This window comes from Winogradskya consettensis (genome assembly GCF_018332715.1).
Classification (GTDB): Bacteria; Actinomycetota; Actinomycetes; order Mycobacteriales; family Micromonosporaceae; genus Actinoplanes; species Actinoplanes consettensis.
In genome coordinates this window covers 1-16088 of sequence record NZ_BOQP01000075.1, presented here as the reverse complement: position 1 = coordinate 16088, position 16088 = coordinate 1, and the positions used below count along the sequence as shown (strand labels likewise).

At 69.0% G+C, this 16088-nt stretch carries 14 protein-coding genes; 4 read left to right on the top strand and 10 right to left on the bottom strand.

The features are described from left to right. Positions 1-1108: 1108 nt before the first annotated feature. The 7 genes from Aco04nite_RS47205 to Aco04nite_RS47175 form a co-directional block, all read right to left on the bottom strand. Complete coding sequence (locus Aco04nite_RS47205; RefSeq protein WP_213003697.1) at positions 1109-2125, bottom strand: ABC transporter ATP-binding protein; 1017 nt, start codon at positions 2123-2125, stop codon at positions 1109-1111. Further along, entirely contained in the window at positions 2122-3153 is a 1032-nt protein-coding gene (locus Aco04nite_RS47200) for an ABC transporter ATP-binding protein (RefSeq protein ID WP_213003696.1), read from the bottom strand. Before Aco04nite_RS47200 ends, Aco04nite_RS47205 begins: the two co-directional genes overlap by 4 nt. A 7-nt stretch (positions 3154-3160) precedes the next feature. Then, a complete protein-coding gene (locus Aco04nite_RS47195; RefSeq protein WP_203836314.1) occupies positions 3161-4096 on the bottom strand; it encodes an ABC transporter permease in 936 nt (311 codons plus the stop codon). Continuing rightward, positions 4089-5015, bottom strand: coding sequence for an ABC transporter permease (locus Aco04nite_RS47190; protein WP_203836315.1), 927 nt, complete (start codon positions 5013-5015; stop codon positions 4089-4091). The genes Aco04nite_RS47195 and Aco04nite_RS47190 overlap by 8 nt, the downstream gene beginning before the upstream one ends. A 136-nt stretch (positions 5016-5151) precedes the next feature. Then, complete coding sequence (locus tag Aco04nite_RS47185) at positions 5152-6786, bottom strand: peptide ABC transporter substrate-binding protein (RefSeq protein WP_239158767.1); 1635 nt, start codon at positions 6784-6786, stop codon at positions 5152-5154. A gap of 271 nt (positions 6787-7057) precedes the next feature. Next, positions 7058-7717 carry a response regulator gene (locus Aco04nite_RS47180; RefSeq protein WP_203836316.1) on the bottom strand — a complete coding sequence of 220 codons (660 nt, stop codon included), beginning with the start codon at positions 7715-7717 and terminating at the stop codon, positions 7058-7060. Beyond that, on the bottom strand, positions 7714-8964 hold the full coding sequence (locus tag Aco04nite_RS47175) for an ATP-binding protein (RefSeq protein WP_213003695.1): 1251 nt from the start codon (positions 8962-8964) through the stop codon (positions 7714-7716). The genes Aco04nite_RS47180 and Aco04nite_RS47175 overlap by 4 nt, the downstream gene beginning before the upstream one ends. A 174-nt stretch (positions 8965-9138) precedes the next feature. Between Aco04nite_RS47175 and Aco04nite_RS47170 the strand changes: the two genes are divergently transcribed. From Aco04nite_RS47170 to Aco04nite_RS47160, 3 genes are read left to right on the top strand one after another with little or no spacing between them, the layout of a single operon-like run. Next, on the top strand, positions 9139-10494 hold the full coding sequence (locus tag Aco04nite_RS47170; protein WP_213003694.1) for a PspC domain-containing protein: 1356 nt from the start codon (positions 9139-9141) through the stop codon (positions 10492-10494). Beyond that, positions 10491-10847 (top strand): hypothetical protein, encoded by a 357-nt coding sequence (locus Aco04nite_RS47165; RefSeq protein ID WP_213003693.1) that lies wholly within the window; start codon positions 10491-10493, stop codon positions 10845-10847. Before Aco04nite_RS47170 ends, Aco04nite_RS47165 begins: the two co-directional genes overlap by 4 nt. Before the next feature lie 17 nt (positions 10848-10864). Beyond that, complete coding sequence (locus Aco04nite_RS47160) at positions 10865-12109, top strand: phosphatidylserine decarboxylase (protein WP_213003692.1); 1245 nt, start codon at positions 10865-10867, stop codon at positions 12107-12109. Positions 12110-12157: 48 nt separating this feature from the next. Here the strand turns inward: Aco04nite_RS47160 and Aco04nite_RS47155 are convergent, their stop codons facing one another. The 3 genes from Aco04nite_RS47155 to Aco04nite_RS47145 form a co-directional block, all read right to left on the bottom strand. Continuing rightward, on the bottom strand, positions 12158-13168 hold the full coding sequence (locus tag Aco04nite_RS47155; protein WP_438875009.1) for a CDP-alcohol phosphatidyltransferase family protein: 1011 nt from the start codon (positions 13166-13168) through the stop codon (positions 12158-12160). A gap of 286 nt (positions 13169-13454) precedes the next feature. Continuing rightward, complete coding sequence (locus Aco04nite_RS47150; protein ID WP_244876815.1) at positions 13455-14351, bottom strand: NUDIX domain-containing protein; 897 nt, start codon at positions 14349-14351, stop codon at positions 13455-13457. Positions 14352-14371: 20 nt separating this feature from the next. Further along, complete coding sequence (locus Aco04nite_RS47145) at positions 14372-15319, bottom strand: NUDIX hydrolase (protein WP_213003690.1); 948 nt, start codon at positions 15317-15319, stop codon at positions 14372-14374. A 273-nt stretch (positions 15320-15592) separates the two neighbouring features. Between Aco04nite_RS47145 and Aco04nite_RS47140 the strand changes: the two genes are divergently transcribed. Beyond that, entirely contained in the window at positions 15593-15865 is a 273-nt protein-coding gene (locus Aco04nite_RS47140) for a PspC domain-containing protein (protein ID WP_213003689.1), read from the top strand. Positions 15866-16088 lie beyond the last annotated feature (223 nt).

Here is a 16088-nt window from a genome sequence, read left to right as displayed (position 1 = left end):
CCAGCCGAAACTAACCCCCAAAAATTGAGTTACACCGTTCTCTTTACAGACCCCCAGCTCGGCCCAGGCACGGTACGGCCACGAGGCGGTGCAGGCACGAGGCGGTCCAGGCACGAGGCGGTCCAGGCACGAGGCGGTCCAGCACGGCTATCGGTCGGCACGGCTACGGGTCAGGGCAGGTGCGGATGGGCACGGTCGCGGGTCGGAGCAGGTGAGGGTCCGAGCAGGTGCGGATCGGCAGGTCGCGGGTCGGAGCAGGAGAGGGTCCGAGCAGGTGCGGATCGGCAGGTCGCGGGTCGGAGCAGGAGAGGATCGGAGCAGGTGCGGATCGGCACGGTTCCGGATCGGAGCGGGTGCGGGTCTGAGCAGGTGCGGATCGGCACGGTCGCGGGTCCGGGCAGGTGCGGATCTACGGAAGTGGGATCGGCGCAGGTGCGGCCCAGTTTGGCGGCGGGCTGGCGTAAGCGGCTCGGCTCGGCTCCGGCTGCGGGTCGGCATGAGGCGATCCAGCACGGGGTGCGGGCCGGTACGGGTGCGGGTCAGCGTGAGGCGGGTCAGCGCGGGTGCGGGTCAGCGCGGGTGCGGGTCAGCGCGGGTGCGGCACAGCGCGGGTGCGACATAACGGCGGTGCGGGTCAGCGCGGGTGCGGGTCAGCGCGGGTGCGGGTCAGCGCGGGTGCGGGTCAGCGCGGGTGCGGCACAGCGCGGGTGCGGCACAGCGCGGGTGCGACATAACGGCGGTGCGGGTCAGCGCGGGTGCGGGTCAGCGCGGGTGCGGGTCAGCGCGGGCGTGGGTCAGCGTGGGCGTGGGTCAGCGTGGGCGTGGGTGGGGTTGATCTTTGGGGTGAGGTCGGCCATTTACGTACGTGGCAGGGGGCGCGGGGCCGGTTTGGCGCCGCTGGGCGCCTGGTCGCGTGGCCCCGGTCTCTCGCGGGAGGAGCGGTCGGGACCACGACGGACCCGAGCAGGTGTGAATTTGATCGTGCCCTGGCCAAAAGCCGGGAGAAGCGGCCCGGACCCACAACTCACCCGAGCAGGCGTGGGTTTGATCGTGGCTGAGCAAAAAGGAGGGCCCGCCATGATCGGCAGGCCCTCCCCTTGGTGAAAAATTACAGCGCGTGGACGACATCTCGCGGTTCGGCGAAGTGGCAGGCGCTGGGGTGGTCGGAGCGTTCGCGGATGGAGAGGACCGGGTCCTGCTGGGAGCAGATGTCCTGGGCTTTCCAGCAGCGGGTGCGGAAGCGGCAGCCCGAGGGAGGGTTGGCCGGGGATGGGACGTCGCCCTCCAGGACGATCTGGTCGCGGTGGCCGCGTAGGCGCGGGTCCGGGACCGGGACGGCGGAGAGGAGGGCCTGGGTGTACGGGTGGGTCGGGTTCTCGTAGATCTGCTCGTCGCCGCCGGTTTCGACTACGCGGCCGAGGTACATGACCGCGACCCGGTCGGCGATGTGGCGCACCACCGAGAGGTCGTGGGCGATGAAGATGTACGAGAGGCCGAACTCGCGTTGGAGCGATTCCAGGAGGTTGATGACCTGGGCCTGGATCGAGACGTCGAGGGCGGAGACCGGTTCGTCGCAGACGATGATCTCGGGCTTGAGGGCCAGGGCTCGGGCGATGCCGATGCGCTGGCGCTGGCCGCCGGAGAACTGGTGCGGGTAGCGGTTGACGTGTTCGGGGTTGAGGCCGACCGTGTCGAGGAGGTCCTGGACCGCTTTGGTGCGGCCCTTGCGCGGGGTGACCTCGGGGTGGATCTCGAAGGGTTCCCCGATGATGTCGCCGACCGTCATGCGCGGGTTGAGCGAGGTGTACGGGTCCTGGAGCACCATCTGGATGTTGCGCCGGGCCCGGCGCATCGCGCCGCCCTTGAGTCTCGTCATGTCCTGGCCGCGGACGTTGATCGAGCCCGCGGTGGGGGTCTCGAGCCCGACCAGCAGCTTGGCCAGGGTCGACTTGCCACAGCCGGACTCGCCCACGACGCCGAGGGTCTCGCCGCGGCGCAGTTGGAGGTCGACGCCGTCGACGGCGCGGACGGCGCCGACCTTCGTCTTGAACAGGATGCCCTGTGAGATCGGGAAGTGCTTCACGAGGCCCTTGGTCTCGAGCACTACATCGTTGCGGTCGCTCATTCCCCGACCACGTCCCTCCAGAAGTGGCACCGGGATGTACGGCCCGGTGCGACGATGTACGACGGCGGCGCCGGGTCCTGGCGGCACACGTCCTGGGCGTAGGCGCAGCGCGGGTTGAACGCGCAGCCCTGCGGGATGGCCGTCAGCGCCGGCGGCAGGCCCTTGATGACGTTGAGCTGCTGACCCTTCATGTCGAGCCGCGGGATCGACTCGAGCAGGGCCTTGGCGTACGGGTGGGCCGGGCGCGCGTAGATGTCGTAGACGCCCGCCTCCTCGACCACCTTGCCGGCGTACATGACCGAGATGCGGTCAGCGACGTCGGCGACGACACCCATGTCGTGGGTGATCAGGATGAGGCCCATGTTGCGCTGCTGCTGCAGTTCGGCGAGCAGGCCCATGATCTGCGCCTGCACGGTCACGTCGAGCGCCGTGGTGGGCTCGTCGGCGATGAGCACCTCGGGGTCCAGTGCCAGCGCCATCGCGATCATCACGCGCTGGCGCATACCGCCGGAGAACTGGTGCGGGTAGTCGCCGATCCGGGCCCGGGCGGCCGGGATCTTGACCTGGTCGAGCAGTTCGATCGAGCGCTTCTTGGCGTCACCGCGGGACATGCCGCGGTGCACCCGGAAGAGCTCGGCGAGCTGGTAGCCGACCGTGAAAACTGGGTTGAGAGCGGAGAGCGCGTCCTGGAAGATCATGGCGATCTGGTTGGCGCGCACCTTGCGGCGCTCTTTTTCCGGCAGCTTCAGCAGATCGACGCCGCGGTACTTCACCTCGCCCTTGGTGATGAACCCGGGAGGGGAATCGAGAATGCCCATGATCGCCTGCGCGGTCACGGACTTGCCACAGCCGGACTCGCCGAGGATCGCCAGCGTCTCGCCGGGCGCCAGCGTGAAGTTGGCGCCGTTGACGGCCCGCGAGATGCCGTACTGGGTGCGGAACTCGACGTGCAGGTCGTTGACCTCGAGGAGCGGGGCTCGGGGGTCGAGTCCGGGGAGGACGTCGATCTTCGCCTTGATATCGGTCATAACGGGGTCACCGCAGCTTCGGGTCGAAGGCGTCGCGGACAGCGTCGCCGAGCATGATGAAGGCCAGCACCGTCGCGGCAAGGAACACCGAGGGCCAGATCAGCGGGGCCGGGGCCACGCGGACGTACGACCCGGCGTCGGAGATCGCGATGCCCCACGAGATGGCATCACCCTTGAGGCCGATACCCAGGAAGGACAGCGTCGCCTCACTGGCGATGTTGGCGCCCAGCAGGATCGTCAGCACCACGATGAACGAGGCGATCGAGTTGGGCAGGATGTGGCGCAGCATCAACCGGCCGGGGCCGGCACCGAGCATCCGGGCTGCCGCGACGTAGTCCTGGTTCTTGGCCGAGATCACCGAGGACCGCATGATGCGGGCCGCCGTGGTCCAGCCGAGAATGCCGAGCGTGATCGTCACCGCGACCACACCGTTGCTGTTCGAGTCCGACGAGAAACGCTTGGCGAGCACGATCGCGGCGAGCAGGAACGGGATGCCGAGAATGATGTCGATGAAGCGGGACAGCACCGCGTCGATCCAGCCGCCGAAGTAGCCGGTGGCGAGGCCGAAGAGCAGCCCGATGATGCCGGACAGCAGCGTTGCGAGCACGCCGACCTCGATCGACGCGCGGGCGCCGTAGATCGTGCGGGCGTAGACGTCGCAGCCCTGGAAGTCGTAGCCGAACAGGGCCGATCCGCTCGCGCCGCCGTGCTGACGGGCCAGGATGCAGTCGCGCGGGTCCGCCGAGGTGAACAGCTTCGGGAAGACCGCCATCGCCAGGATGAGGACCACGAGGGTCGCGGCGAACCAGAAGATCTTGTTGCGGCGCAGGTCGACCCAGGCGTCGCCGGCGAGGCTGCGCGGCTTGTCGCGCTTGTCCGCGTGCTTCGGCTCCATCATCGGGGCGCCGGAGGGACCGGCCGCAGCCGTGATTGATTCACTCATAACGAATCCTCGGGTCGAGGGCGGCGTACAGCAGGTCGACCAGAAGGTTCACGACCAGGAAGACGATGACCAGGATGCTGACGAAACCGACCACCAGCGGGCCGTCCTCGGTACGGATACCGCGGAACAGGTTGAACCCTACGCCGGGGACATTGAAGATTCGTTCCGTCACGATCGCACCCGACATCAGGCCACCGATGTCGACGCCGATGAGGGTGACCACGGGGATGAGCGAGTTGCGGAGCACGTGCACGCCGATCACCCGCTTGCGGGACAGACCTTTCGCACGAGCTGTGCGAACGTAGTCCGAGCGGAGGTTCTCGGCGACCGACGACCGGGTGACGCGCAGCTCGGTCGCGATCACGAGGCTGCCCAGCACCAGTGCCGGAAGCAGGAGGGCCCAGAACGTCGGAGTCGCGCCGGCGGTGGGCGGGAACCACCCGAGCTTGATGCCGAAGATCAGCTGCGCCAGCGGGGCGAGCACGACGATCGGCAGCGACAGGATGATCAGGGTGATGACCAGCGTGACGTTGTCGAAGATGCTGCCGCGGCGAATGCCGGCGATGACGCCTGAGGTGACGGCGACGGCGGCGGCGATGACGATGGCGATCAGTCCGAGCTTGATGGTCACCGGCCAGGCGACCTCCATCATGTCGGAGATCTTGCGACCGGTCAGCGACGTGCCGAAGTCACCGGTGAGCATGCCCTTCATGTAGTACCAGTACTGCAGAAGGAACGGGTCGTCGAGGTGATAACGCTCGGTGAGTGCCTGCCGGACGCTTTCAGTGATGGGTCGTTCGCCCGCCAACGCCTGGATGGGGTCGTCCTGGTTGGCGAACATCAGCGCGTATACGAAGAAGGTGGCCCCGAAGAACGTCAGGACCATCTGCAGTAAGCGCCGCACGATATAGCGGAACATACGGTTTAGCCTCTTCCGCGGAAGATGCGCCGCCGGGCGTCGTGGGCGCGGCGGCTGAAGTAGGGGGAATACACAGCGGTGGCGCCACGGTGTCACAAGATCCGTGGCGCCACCACCGCACGAGCGGTTTAAATTACTACTTGACTTCGATGTTGTAGAGGTCAACGCGGGTCTGAGTGTCGACCTTCACGTTGGAGACCTTCTCCGAGAAGCCGTAGACGTTCTGGCCGAACCGCAGCGGGATGACCGGCATGTCCGTGGCGAGGATGTCCTCGGCGGCCTGCCACTTGGTGATGGCTTCCTCCGGGGTCGCAGCCTTGGAACCCTCGGCGACGAGGTCGTCGAACTTCTTGTTGCTGTAGCCGTAGTAGTTCGAGGAACCACCGGTGCCGTACAGCGGGCCGAGGTAGTTCTCCATCAGCGGGTAGTCCATGACCCAGCCGAGGCGGATGAGGCCGACCGGGCTCTTCTTCTCGACCTTGGTGAGCAGGTCGGCGAACTTGGGCTCGCCGACGCCGGTGCACTCGATCGCGAGGGACTGCTTGATCTGGTTGCACATCGCGTCGACCCAGGCCTTGTGGCCACCGTCAGCGTTGTACGTGATCTGGATCTTCTTCGGGGCGGTGGGGGCAGCGGCCCACAGCGCCTTCGCCTCGGCGGCGTTGTAGGTGCAGTTCTCGCCACAGACGTTGTCGCGGTAACCGGCAACGGCCGGGGACACGAAGCCGGTGGCCGGCGACTGCGAACCGAGGAAGATCTGGTCGGTCATCTCCTGGCGGTTGATCGCCATGGAGAGCGCCCGGCGGACGTTGACGTCCTGGAACTCCTTCTGGAACGTCGGGAAGCCGACGAACTGGAAGGACGAGCTCGGGCTCTTCTGGAAGCGGTCACCCAGGTCACCGGGGGCGGCGGCGAGGCTCTCGATCGGGATCGAGCTCTGCACGTCGAGGTTACCGGCGGTCAGGTCGGCGTACTCCGCCTTCTGGTCCTGGTAGATCTTGAAGTTGATGCCGTCGATCTTCGGGACGGTGCCCTTGAAGCCGTCGACCTTCTCGACCTCGATCTGCGAGTCGTGCTGCCACGTGCCCTTCATCTTGAAGGGGCCGTTGCCGACGATCGCGTCCTCGAAGCCGTCCGCGATCACGCCGGGGGCGGAGAAGGCGGCGTTGGGCAGCGGGTAGAACGCGCTGTAGCCCATGACCGATTCCCAGCCGGTGAACGGCGCGGTGAGGGAGACGGTGAAGGTGGTGTCGTCAACCTTCTTGAGGCCGGTGAGCGACTTCGCCTTGGGCTCGGGAGCCTTCTGCGGGCCGTCCTCGCCGTCGGGGTCGACCGACTGCAGGTCGGCGTAGCCCTCGATGCGCTCGAAGAAGTAGGAAGCGCCCTGGCCGTTGGGGCCGTACGCGCCGTAGTTCCAGGCCTGGATGTAGCTGTCCGACGTCACGGCTTCGCCGTTGCTGAAGGTGAAGCCCGGCTTCAGCTTGACGGTCCAGACCTTGTTGTCGTCCGAGCTGATCGACTCGGCGGCAACGAGCTCCGGCTTGTTCTGGTCGTCGAAGTCGACGAGCGGGTAGAACAGCGCGGCGAGAACCTGCGCGCCACTGGTCTCCGTCGTGTTGCTCGGGATCAGGTGCTGAGGCTCGCTGATACCGATGATGACGGAGTTGGAGCTGGCGTCGGTGTCATCCGACCCGCCTCCAGAACAACCAGAGGCCAACAGGGCGATGGCGGTCGCGCCGACCGCCATCTTCCATGGGCGATTCCCAAACATGGGAGTGTCTCCTTCAGAGGGCGCTCACGAGGGGTTGTGTGAGTAGGAGCAACCCTTACACAGAGCCCCTAGCCCCCGACGCTGCCGTTATCAACCCGATATTAGCCCGATACGGGTCAGCCGCTTACCAGAGATCATACTTTCGGTCAGTCGCACCCCGCTGACCAGCGGTTTTGCGAAAGCCGTAACAAGCTCACAACATAAGATCAACATGGTGTCCAGTTTGGGCGACGGCGCGGCGAAAAAGGCCTTGCCGTACGGTTAACGGCTTTCATACGAGACGTCGATCGGCGGCCCAACGTGACAGCTCGTAACGGTTACTCATTTGGAGTTTCCGGAGGACGTTCGACACGTGTGTCTCGACCGTCTTGATCGAGATGAAGAGCTCCTTGGCGATCTCCTTGTACGCGTACCCGCGGGCCAGCAACCGCAGCACCTCGCGCTCCCGGTTGGTGAGCTGATCGAGCTCGGGATCGGCGACCGGCACGTCGGGCCGCGAGGCGAACGCGTCGAGCACGAAGCCGGCCAGCCGCGGGCTGAACACCGCGTCGCCGTCGGCCACCCGGCGGATCGCCGCGGCCAGCTCGTCCGGGGAGATGGTCTTGGTGACATAGCCCCGCGCACCGGCCCGGATCAGGCCGATCACGTCCTCGGCGGCGTCGGAGACCGAGAGCGCCAGAAACTTCACCTGCGGATGGGTACGCCGCATGGCCTCGAGCACGGCCCGGCCCCCGCCGTCCGGCATGTGCACGTCGAGCAGCACGACGTCCGGGGTGGTCTCGGCGATCCGGGCCACCGCCTCGGCGACCGACCCGGCCTCCCCCACCACGTCCACGTGGACCCCCAGCTCGGCGCGGACCCCCGCCCGGAACATGGCGTGGTCGTCGACGAGGAAGACGGTGAGGCGGCGGTCCTGAACGGGCTCGGTCATCGTGCGTTCTCCTTTGTCGCGGCGACGCCCTCGCGTGCGGCGGGCAGCGTCAGTCGTACCTCCGTGCCGTCACCGGGCGCACTGCGGATCACGGCCTTGCCGCCGTGCCGCCGCATCCGCCCGATGATCGAGCCACGGACACCATGCCGCGTATCTTCCACCTTGTCCGGGTCGAAACCAGCGCCGCGGTCGCGAACGAAGACGCTCAGCTCGCTCTCCTCGACCTCGGCGTAGAGCGACACGGTCTGCACGCCGGCGTGCCGGGCGGCATTCACGAGGGCCTCACGGGCGGCGGCGACCAGCGCTGCCACCCTTTCGTCACACTGAGTGTCGCCGACGACGACGGTCTCGACCGAGATCGCGTACGTGTCCTCGACCTCCGCCGAGGCCTGTTCCAGCGCCGCGGCGAACCGCTCGGTCGGCGAGGCGGAGGGTTTGTAGAGCCAGTTGCGCAGTGAGCGCTCCTGGCCGCGGGCGAGGCGCTGAACCTCTTTGATGTCGGCGGAGTTGCGCTGGATCAGCGCGAGCGTGTGCAGCACCTGATCGTGGATCATGGCCGCGACCTCGGCTCTTTCCTGCTCCCGGATGCGGCCCTCACGCTCGCTGCGCAGCTGACTGAACGTACGCCAGAGCAGCGGCGCGACCACGACACCGACCCCGAGCAGCCCCAGCAACGCGAAGATCACGCCGTTGAAGATCGCGGTCAGATTGCCGGCCGGGGAGTAGACGGCGATCACGCCGATGACGCCGACCGCGACCAGGACACCGCCGCCGATGAACCGGAACAGGAACGACCGGCGGTCACTTTCCGCAACCACGGCGGCCAGCCACGGGGTCTGCGAGGCCTGATCCGCCCAGTGCCCGCGCCGGGCCGGGTCGGACTGGTGCCAGATCACCCCGGCACCGACCGCGATCAGCGCGATCAGCCAGCCGGCCGTGCCGGCCACCCCGTTGCCGCCGAAGAGCAGCCCCTGCGCCAGCACGACGCCGAGCCCGATCGCTCCGAACGGCAGCAGCAGGACCAGGTCACGGCGGGCCTGCGGGGCACCGCTCGGCGCCTGCTGCGGCAGCACGGCCCAGAAGACCGCGTAGAGCAGCAGACCGAGGCCGCTGAAACCGAGCATGACGACCAGTGCGATCCGTACGCCGGTGACGGGCACCCGAAGATGCGCCGCGATCCCGGAGGCGACCCCGGCGATCACGCGATGGTCGCGCGGCCGGTTCAGGCGGCGCGACGGCGGGGACATGGCGGCGGCGGTGATCGGAGCTCCTCGGGTCGGCGGGGTCTGCTTCGATCGTCACACGTCTGCCACGCCCGGGCTACGGGGTAAGACCCCCATGCCGCAGGGTGCGGGATCTCAGGGTGGGGTCAGGGTCGGCGCCTGAGGCGTTTCGGGTGTGCCTACCGTCAGGATCGATCCATGACCGAAGAAGCTGTTCCGCCGCCTCCGCCACCGCCGGTGACGGACGGCCCCGTGTGGTCCCGTGAGAACCTGATCCGCCCCCGGCAGGGCCGCTATGTCGCCGGCGTGAGCGGGGCGATCGCCCGGGCCACCAACACCGACCCCGTGCTCTGGCGCGTCGTGCTCGCCGTACTCGGCGTGTTCGGCGGCGTCGGCGTGCTGATCTACCTGCTCGGCTGGCTGCTGATCCCCGCCGAGGGCGACACCGGCTCGCCGATCGAGTCGCTGCTCGGCCGGGGCCGCTCCGGGATGCAGCCGATCTCGGTGGTGCTGCTCGGCGCCGGCACGGTGATCGTCTTCGCGTTCGTGGTCAACGACGGGTTCCGGGCCGCTCTGCTGGCCGCCGCCGTCCTCGTCTGCGCCGCCCTGGTCCTCAAACGCAACAACAAGACGGTTCCGACCGCCGGGTTTCCTCCTGCACCGCCGCCGACCCCCGCGGACGCTCCCGATGTCATCGCAGAACCGGCATCGCCCGCGGAGCCCGCATCGCCCGCGGCGCCGGTTGAGGAGCCTACGGTCGCGTTCGCGGCTGCGGGCGGTCCGGCGGCCGCCACTGCACCGCCCGGCGAACCGGTGAGCCCGCCCCGATTCGCTCCGCCGACGAGTGAATCCCGGCCGCCGTTCGCGCCGCACGGCCCGTGGGCCCAGAGCGCGAGCCAGCCGCCCTACGCGCCGCCGCTGCCCCCGCGGCCGCCGAAACCCCCGAAGCCCCCTCGCGAGCGCTCCAAGCTCGGCCGCATCACGTTCTTCGGGATCGTGGTCGTGATGGGCGTACTCGCGGCGCTGGACGTGGCCGGGATGAGCGTGCCGATCTCCGCGTACTTCGCGGCGGCTCTGGTCACGATCGCCCTGGGACTCATCGTCGGCGCCTGGTTCGGCCGGGCCCGCGGGCTCATCGCCCTCGCGGTGCTGGCCGCGCTCGGCCTGGGTGTCTCCTCCGGGGTCGAGAGCTACGGCGGGCAGGTCGCCAACAACACCTACCGCCCGCAGACGCTCGCCGCGGTGGCCGACCGGTACGACTTCACCATCGGCAACGCGACCATCGACCTACGCTCGCTCGACTTCGCCGGTCAGGACCAGACGGTGACCATCGCGATGCGGCTGGGACAGGTCCAGGTCCTGCTGCCGCCGACCGTGGACACCTCGGTCACCGCCGACGTGCAGGACGGCCGGGTCAACCTGTTCGGCCAGGATCACGACGCCAAGGAGCTCGGCGCCCAGGAGATCACCGATCTCGGTACCGACGGCAAGGGCGGCGGCACCCTGCGCCTCGCCATTCAGATGAACGCGGGTAACGTGGAGGTCAAACGATGAGGCCGCATCGCACCGACGGGGTCTCCCTGACCTTCGGCCTGGCATTCCTTCTCATCGCCCTGTGGTGGGCCGTGGGGCAGGTCGTCTCCGTGCACCTGCCCGCCCCGGGCTGGCTGGTCGCCGGCGCCCTGATCTTCTTCGGGGTCGTGGGGCTGATGGGCGCGATCCGGTCCGGGCGCCGCGCCGAGACTGCGGCTGCCGTCGCCGCACCGGCCGATGTCGCCCTGGAGACGCCGGGTGACCTGCCGCCGGAGGTCCACGCCGATATCGTCCGCGAGCTCCTGCAGGACCCTTCGGAGCGCTCTGATCTGCAGACCGCCTATCCAGTGCCGCCGCAGGATCGGCGGGAGTGAGCGAATATGCTCCTTCCATGACGCCGTTTCCCACCGTGTCCACCGCTCCCGTGACCGGCGTCGGCCCTCGTGCCGCTCGCACCCTCACCGCCGAGTTCGCCCGTCACAACGCGGCGACCACGGCACTGGTGATCGGCGCCGATCACTCCTCCGCCGTGGTCGAGGCGGCCGTCGAGGCGCTGCTGCCCGGCGACACGCTGACCCTCGTCGCCGGCGAGCGCAGCACCGCCGACCTGCTCCGCGATCACATCACCGGCCTCGGCAGCTGGATCGCCGACCGGGTCCGGATCGTCGAGACCCTGACCGAGGCGGAGCCGGCGGACGTGCTCATCCTGGGTGAGCCGCTCACCGGCACCGCCGAGGAGACCCGCGCGACGCTCGACAGCCTCAGCAAGTTCCAGAAGGAGGGCGCTGTCGTCTCCGTGGCGACCCCCGCCGTCCCCGGGCAGACCGGCGGGGCCGCGGCCGAGCTCTTCCGCCAGAGCGCGCTCTTCGGCGTCGGCTCGGACCTCGTGGCCCGCAACCAGCCACCGCTGCGGGTGCACAAGCTGCGGTTCACCCAGGCCGACACCGCCAAGGCCGCGACCCTCGCCCCGGCCTACCGGCCCTCCAGCGTGCCGGTGACCCGCACGATGCACATCGACTCCAACGGTGTGGCGGCTGCCGGGATCGCGCTCGGGCTCGCGGCGATGGCGCGCTCGGCCCGCCCCAAGTCGAAGCTCTGGCTGATCCCCGCGCTGGCCGCGGCCCCGGTCGCCGCGTTCTTCCGCGACCCGGAGCGCGAGGTCCCCACCGACTCCGACGCCGTGGTCGCCGCCAGCGACGGCAAGGTGCTGTCGGTCGAGCGGCTGAGCGACCCGCGGCTCGGTGACGGCGAGTTCCTGCGCATCGCCGTTTTCCTGTCGGTCCTCGACGTGCACGTCAACCGCACGCCGGTTGCCGGCCGGGTGACCGACTACTTCATCATCGACGGCGGCTACGCCAACGCCATGACGGCGGCCGCGGAGCACAACGTCGCCGCCTACACCCTGCTGGACACCGATCACGGCTCGGTGGCGGTCGTGCAGCGCACCGGCCTGATCGCCCGCCGCATCGTGCAGCGCGCGCCGGTCGGCACACTGCTGGCCCGTGGCGAGCGCTTCGGCCTGATCCGCTTCGGCTCACGCACCGACGTCTACCTGCCCGCCGACAAGGCCGAGGCCGTGGTCGCGGTCGGCGACAAGGTGATCGGAGCGAGCTCGGTCATCGCCCGCTGGAAGTGAAAAAACGCCCGCCCGGAGCGATTCCGGGCGGGCGTTCTCTTTTGCTTGCTAAATGCGCTTGGCCTTCAGCCACATGACCGGACCGCTGAAGAGGTACGCGGCGACGACCAGGACGAACGTCAGGCGGGCGTCAACGAGGCAGCCCACGATCGGGAGCAGCCAGAGCCACATCGGGAGCTTCACGATCCGCGCGAGCTTCGCGTAGGGGAAGCTGGAGACCATCGCGAAGGCCAGCACGGCAACCCCGCCGAGGACCGCGATCCCCGGCAACGGCAGCCCGATGAGCACCGTCAGGGCCAGGACGGCGGCGGCCATCGTGGTGGGAACGCCGGAGAAGAACTTGCCGTCCTTGGGCGACACGTTGAACCGCGCGAGGCGGATCGCGGCGCACCCGGCGACGAGCATGCAGGCGACAGCCGCGGCCGCGGTCGGCACCCGGTCGGCCAGCGAGGCGTAGACGACCACCGGAGCTGCCAGGCCGAAGGAGCACATGTCGGCCAGCGAGTCCATCTGGGCGCCGAACGGGCTCGACACACCGAGCTTGCGGGCCAGGGCGCCGTCGAGGCCGTCGAAGCCGACACAGCCGACCAGGAAGGCCGCGGCGAGGCGGGGATCGCCGTGCATCGCCAGGAAGATGGCGGTGAGGCCCAGCGCGAGGCTCGCCAGCGTGCACGCGTTCACGAGGGCGAAGCTGATCCGGCGGCGCATCGTGTGCTCGCCGGGAAGCAGTGCGTCCGAGTCGTCCTCGACGGTCAGCGGCCCCTGCTCCGCGATGAGAGGGAGAGCCATCGCGACCGGGCCGTGGCTGCCGGAGGTGGCGAGCTTGCGGCCCCGGCCGGCGAGCGGCGCGAGGGGAACCAGATCCGTGCCGGTGTAGATCACTTCGGCCCGGGTGGCGGTGGCCGCGCGTCCGGTGGCCTCACCCGGGCGGCGCCCCACGCGCACCAACAGGGCCTGCCGGGCGAGACTTCCGCCCCGGCGCAGCCGGCCTGCCCAACGACGTCCGGCGGGACGGGGACTATCCGTCGTACGACGCCGGCGCCAAGGGGTTCTCGGCACGTGCTCCTCCATCTTGGGGTCTAGATACCCGCCGGCTGTGGCCGTCGCGGGGTGCTGCTGCTACCCGGAACCTGTCGGGTACCTGATGCCCGTTCCCAGGGCCCATATGTCTACGGACCGTGATTAAGGCGGGTTACACGATCGCACAGCCGCGCGCTCTTGGCGAGAGACGAATCGACCGTCGTGTGCAACGTGGTGCTGTGGAGTTTTTATCCTCCGTGCCGGACCGGGAGGCGCGGTCACTGCCAGGCCCTGTGATGAGTCTAACCGAGGCCCCGCAAGCGGATCACTGATGAGCGCTTTCCCGCTCGAGGCGCCGCAGCACATCCGCCGCGACCTCCGTCAATGCCAGCTCACGCGCGGTGACCTGGTCGAACCACCCCACGGCGCTCGTGGAGCCACCCTCCTCCTCCAGCACCACGGCGGCTGTCGGCTCATCGACATGCACCCGGTAGAGCACCCGGACGACGTGCCAATTCACCGGCACCCCCTCGGGGCCCACCGCCGCGGGATCGTGGCGGTGCGACGTGCCCAGCAGGGTGGTCACCCGTCCATGCTGACCGGCCTCTTCCAGCAGCTCACGGGTCAGGGCGACCTCCGGGATCTCGCCGTGATCGGTGCCGCCGCCGGGCAGGTGCCAGCGCCCGGCCCCGGGATAGCCCGGGGCGATCTGGGTGAGCAGCACCCGGCCGTCGGGATCGGTGACCATCCCGTACGCCCCGAAGCGCTGATTCGACCGCACCGGCGCCTCGCCGGGATCGTCCGGCACATCCGACGGCGTGACCGGCAGCCCGAGAACACCCGCAGTGAACGGCATGAGTGCAACGTCACTCGGAGTCACCCATGCGACGCGATCGGTCGTGCCGGCCACTTCGTCCCGTAGCTGCCCGCCGAGGTACTCGACGTCATAGATAATTCGATCGGTGTGTTCCCACATGTCGGTATGAGGCAGTCGGAAGACGTCTGCGGTCGCGGAGTGCAGACCAGTTATGCGTACGCGCAGACCGGTCTCCTCCTCGAACTCCCGCACGACCGCGTCATCGGGGTTCTCACCCTGCTCGACACCGCCGCCGGGCAGGGTCCACAGCCCCGGAAACGCGGACAGCTCCGAGTTGTGGGCGAGGAGCACCCGCCCGGTCTCGTCCCGGCACAGCCCGTACGCCCCGATCCGCCTGACCTTCACGCTCCAAAAGTAGCGTGCCGTCAGATCAACTTGGCGCCCCGGAGAGCTTCGGCCGTCACCTCGGTCAGTAGGTCGTCGGTCAGCGCGGCAACCTCGGTGAGCGGCATCCAGCATGCCTCGGAGGTCGAGCCGCCGACATCCTTGACGATCACCTCGGTGGGTGCGTCGACGATCACGCGGTAGAACGCCCGGACGCCGTGCCAGTCGATCGGGTAGCCCTCCGGCCCGAGCGACGCCGCGTCGCGGTGGCTGGCGACCCCGAGCAGCTCGATCAGCCGGCCCTCCTGCCCGGTCTCCTCGATCAGCTCCCGCATGAGCGCGATGCCGGGCTGCTCGCCGTAGTCGGTGCCGCCGCCGGGCAGATGCCAGCGCCCCGCACCCGGATAGCCCGGGGCGATCCGGGTGAGCAGCAGTCGCTCGTGCGGGTCGGTGGCGATGGCGTACGCGGCGAAGCGCTGCGAGCGGTGCAGCCCGTCCGGACCCGGGTAGGCGTAGAACGACGGAAAGTCGGGCGCCTCCTCGGGCCGCAGGTCGGCTGACGCGGCGCTGAGCCCGAGCGCGGCCGCCGTGAAGGGGCGTAGCCGCAGTTTCTCGGCCTCCTCCATGGTGTGCCAGCGCGCGAGGTCGGTCGGCTGCCCGACGCGGTCGAAGATGTTGCCGCCTCGGATCGACACCTCGTAGATCAGCCGATCGGTGTGGATCGTGACGCCACGGTGCGGCAGCGATCGCATGTCGGCGAGAACGTCACGGAGCCCGGAGACAGCGACGGACAGGCCGGTCTCGGCCGCCGTCTCCCGGACAACGGTGTGGTTCGGGTCCTCGCCATGATCGACGGCGCCACCCGGCAGGGACCACACGCCGGGTGTGCCCGACCGGGTCGAGGCGCGGACCAGTAGGACGCGGCCGTGGGGGTCGGTCGCGACTGCGTATGCCGCGATCTTGCGCAGCGGCTCCAGTGCGGGGGTCACGGGCGGCATCTTGCCCGGTTTATGTTAACTACAGTCAACGTCTGTCGGATTCCTGACAGGGCGATAGCCGAGAGTAATCGCAGCTCAGGGCGATTCTCCGCACCAATCGCAGTCAGCATGTAACACACAGCAACCCATACACATCACCCCAAGATCACCGAATCCACCGATCGCATCGAAGCTCGCGAATCGGGCACCCCGAGACCCGAAATCAGGGTCGGCATCCGGGCACTCACCGAGGTCCCGAGACGGCGGAGCGCCCACTCTTGGGTCATGACCACACCGACCGTCGCCCCGTACAAGCAACTCCGCCGCCCGCTCGACGACCGCATCGTCGCCGGCGTCTGCAGCGGCATCGGCCGCTACCTGAGCGTCGACCCGGTCCTGATCCGCGTCGGCTTCGCCATCCTCGCGGTCCTCACCTGGGGAGTCGCCCTCATCGCCTACCCGCTGATCTGGTTCCTGATCCCCGAGGAGACCCCGCCCCCGCCGGCACCGCTGCTCTCCCCCGACGATCCCTCCTGGGGCCTGCCGCCCACGCTATGACGGCGCAGCGGGCCGCCCGCCACCTCCTGACTCCGGCGCACGGCACAGTTGGGCCGACCCGCCGCGCTCTGACCCCGACACACGACAAAGCGGGGTCGTCCACCCACGCTCCGACTCCAGCGCAGGGCACAGCGGGCCGCGGCGCACCCGCACAGCAAAGCGGGGCACCCGCACAGCAAAGCGGGGCACCCGCACAGCAAAGCGGGGTCGTGGCTGCCCGCTC

Coding starts and splice junctions, on each gene's coding strand:
- Aco04nite_RS47205 (WP_213003697.1), bottom strand. CDS start 2,125: ATGAGCGACCGCAACGATGTAGTGCTCGAGACCAAGGGCCTCGTGAAG.
- Aco04nite_RS47200 (WP_213003696.1), bottom strand. CDS start 3,153: ATGACCGATATCAAGGCGAAGATCGACGTCCTCCCCGGACTCGACCCC.
- Aco04nite_RS47195 (WP_203836314.1), bottom strand. CDS start 4,096: ATGAGTGAATCAATCACGGCTGCGGCCGGTCCCTCCGGCGCCCCGATG.
- Aco04nite_RS47190 (WP_203836315.1), bottom strand. CDS start 5,015: ATGTTCCGCTATATCGTGCGGCGCTTACTGCAGATGGTCCTGACGTTC.
- Aco04nite_RS47185 (WP_239158767.1), bottom strand. CDS start 6,786: ATGTTTGGGAATCGCCCATGGAAGATGGCGGTCGGCGCGACCGCCATC.
- Aco04nite_RS47180 (WP_203836316.1), bottom strand. CDS start 7,717: ATGACCGAGCCCGTTCAGGACCGCCGCCTCACCGTCTTCCTCGTCGAC.
- Aco04nite_RS47175 (WP_213003695.1), bottom strand. CDS start 8,964: ATGTCCCCGCCGTCGCGCCGCCTGAACCGGCCGCGCGACCATCGCGTG.
- Aco04nite_RS47170 (WP_213003694.1), top strand. CDS start 9,139: ATGACCGAAGAAGCTGTTCCGCCGCCTCCGCCACCGCCGGTGACGGAC.
- Aco04nite_RS47165 (WP_213003693.1), top strand. CDS start 10,491: ATGAGGCCGCATCGCACCGACGGGGTCTCCCTGACCTTCGGCCTGGCA.
- Aco04nite_RS47160 (WP_213003692.1), top strand. CDS start 10,865: ATGACGCCGTTTCCCACCGTGTCCACCGCTCCCGTGACCGGCGTCGGC.
- Aco04nite_RS47140 (WP_213003689.1), top strand. CDS start 15,593: ATGACCACACCGACCGTCGCCCCGTACAAGCAACTCCGCCGCCCGCTC.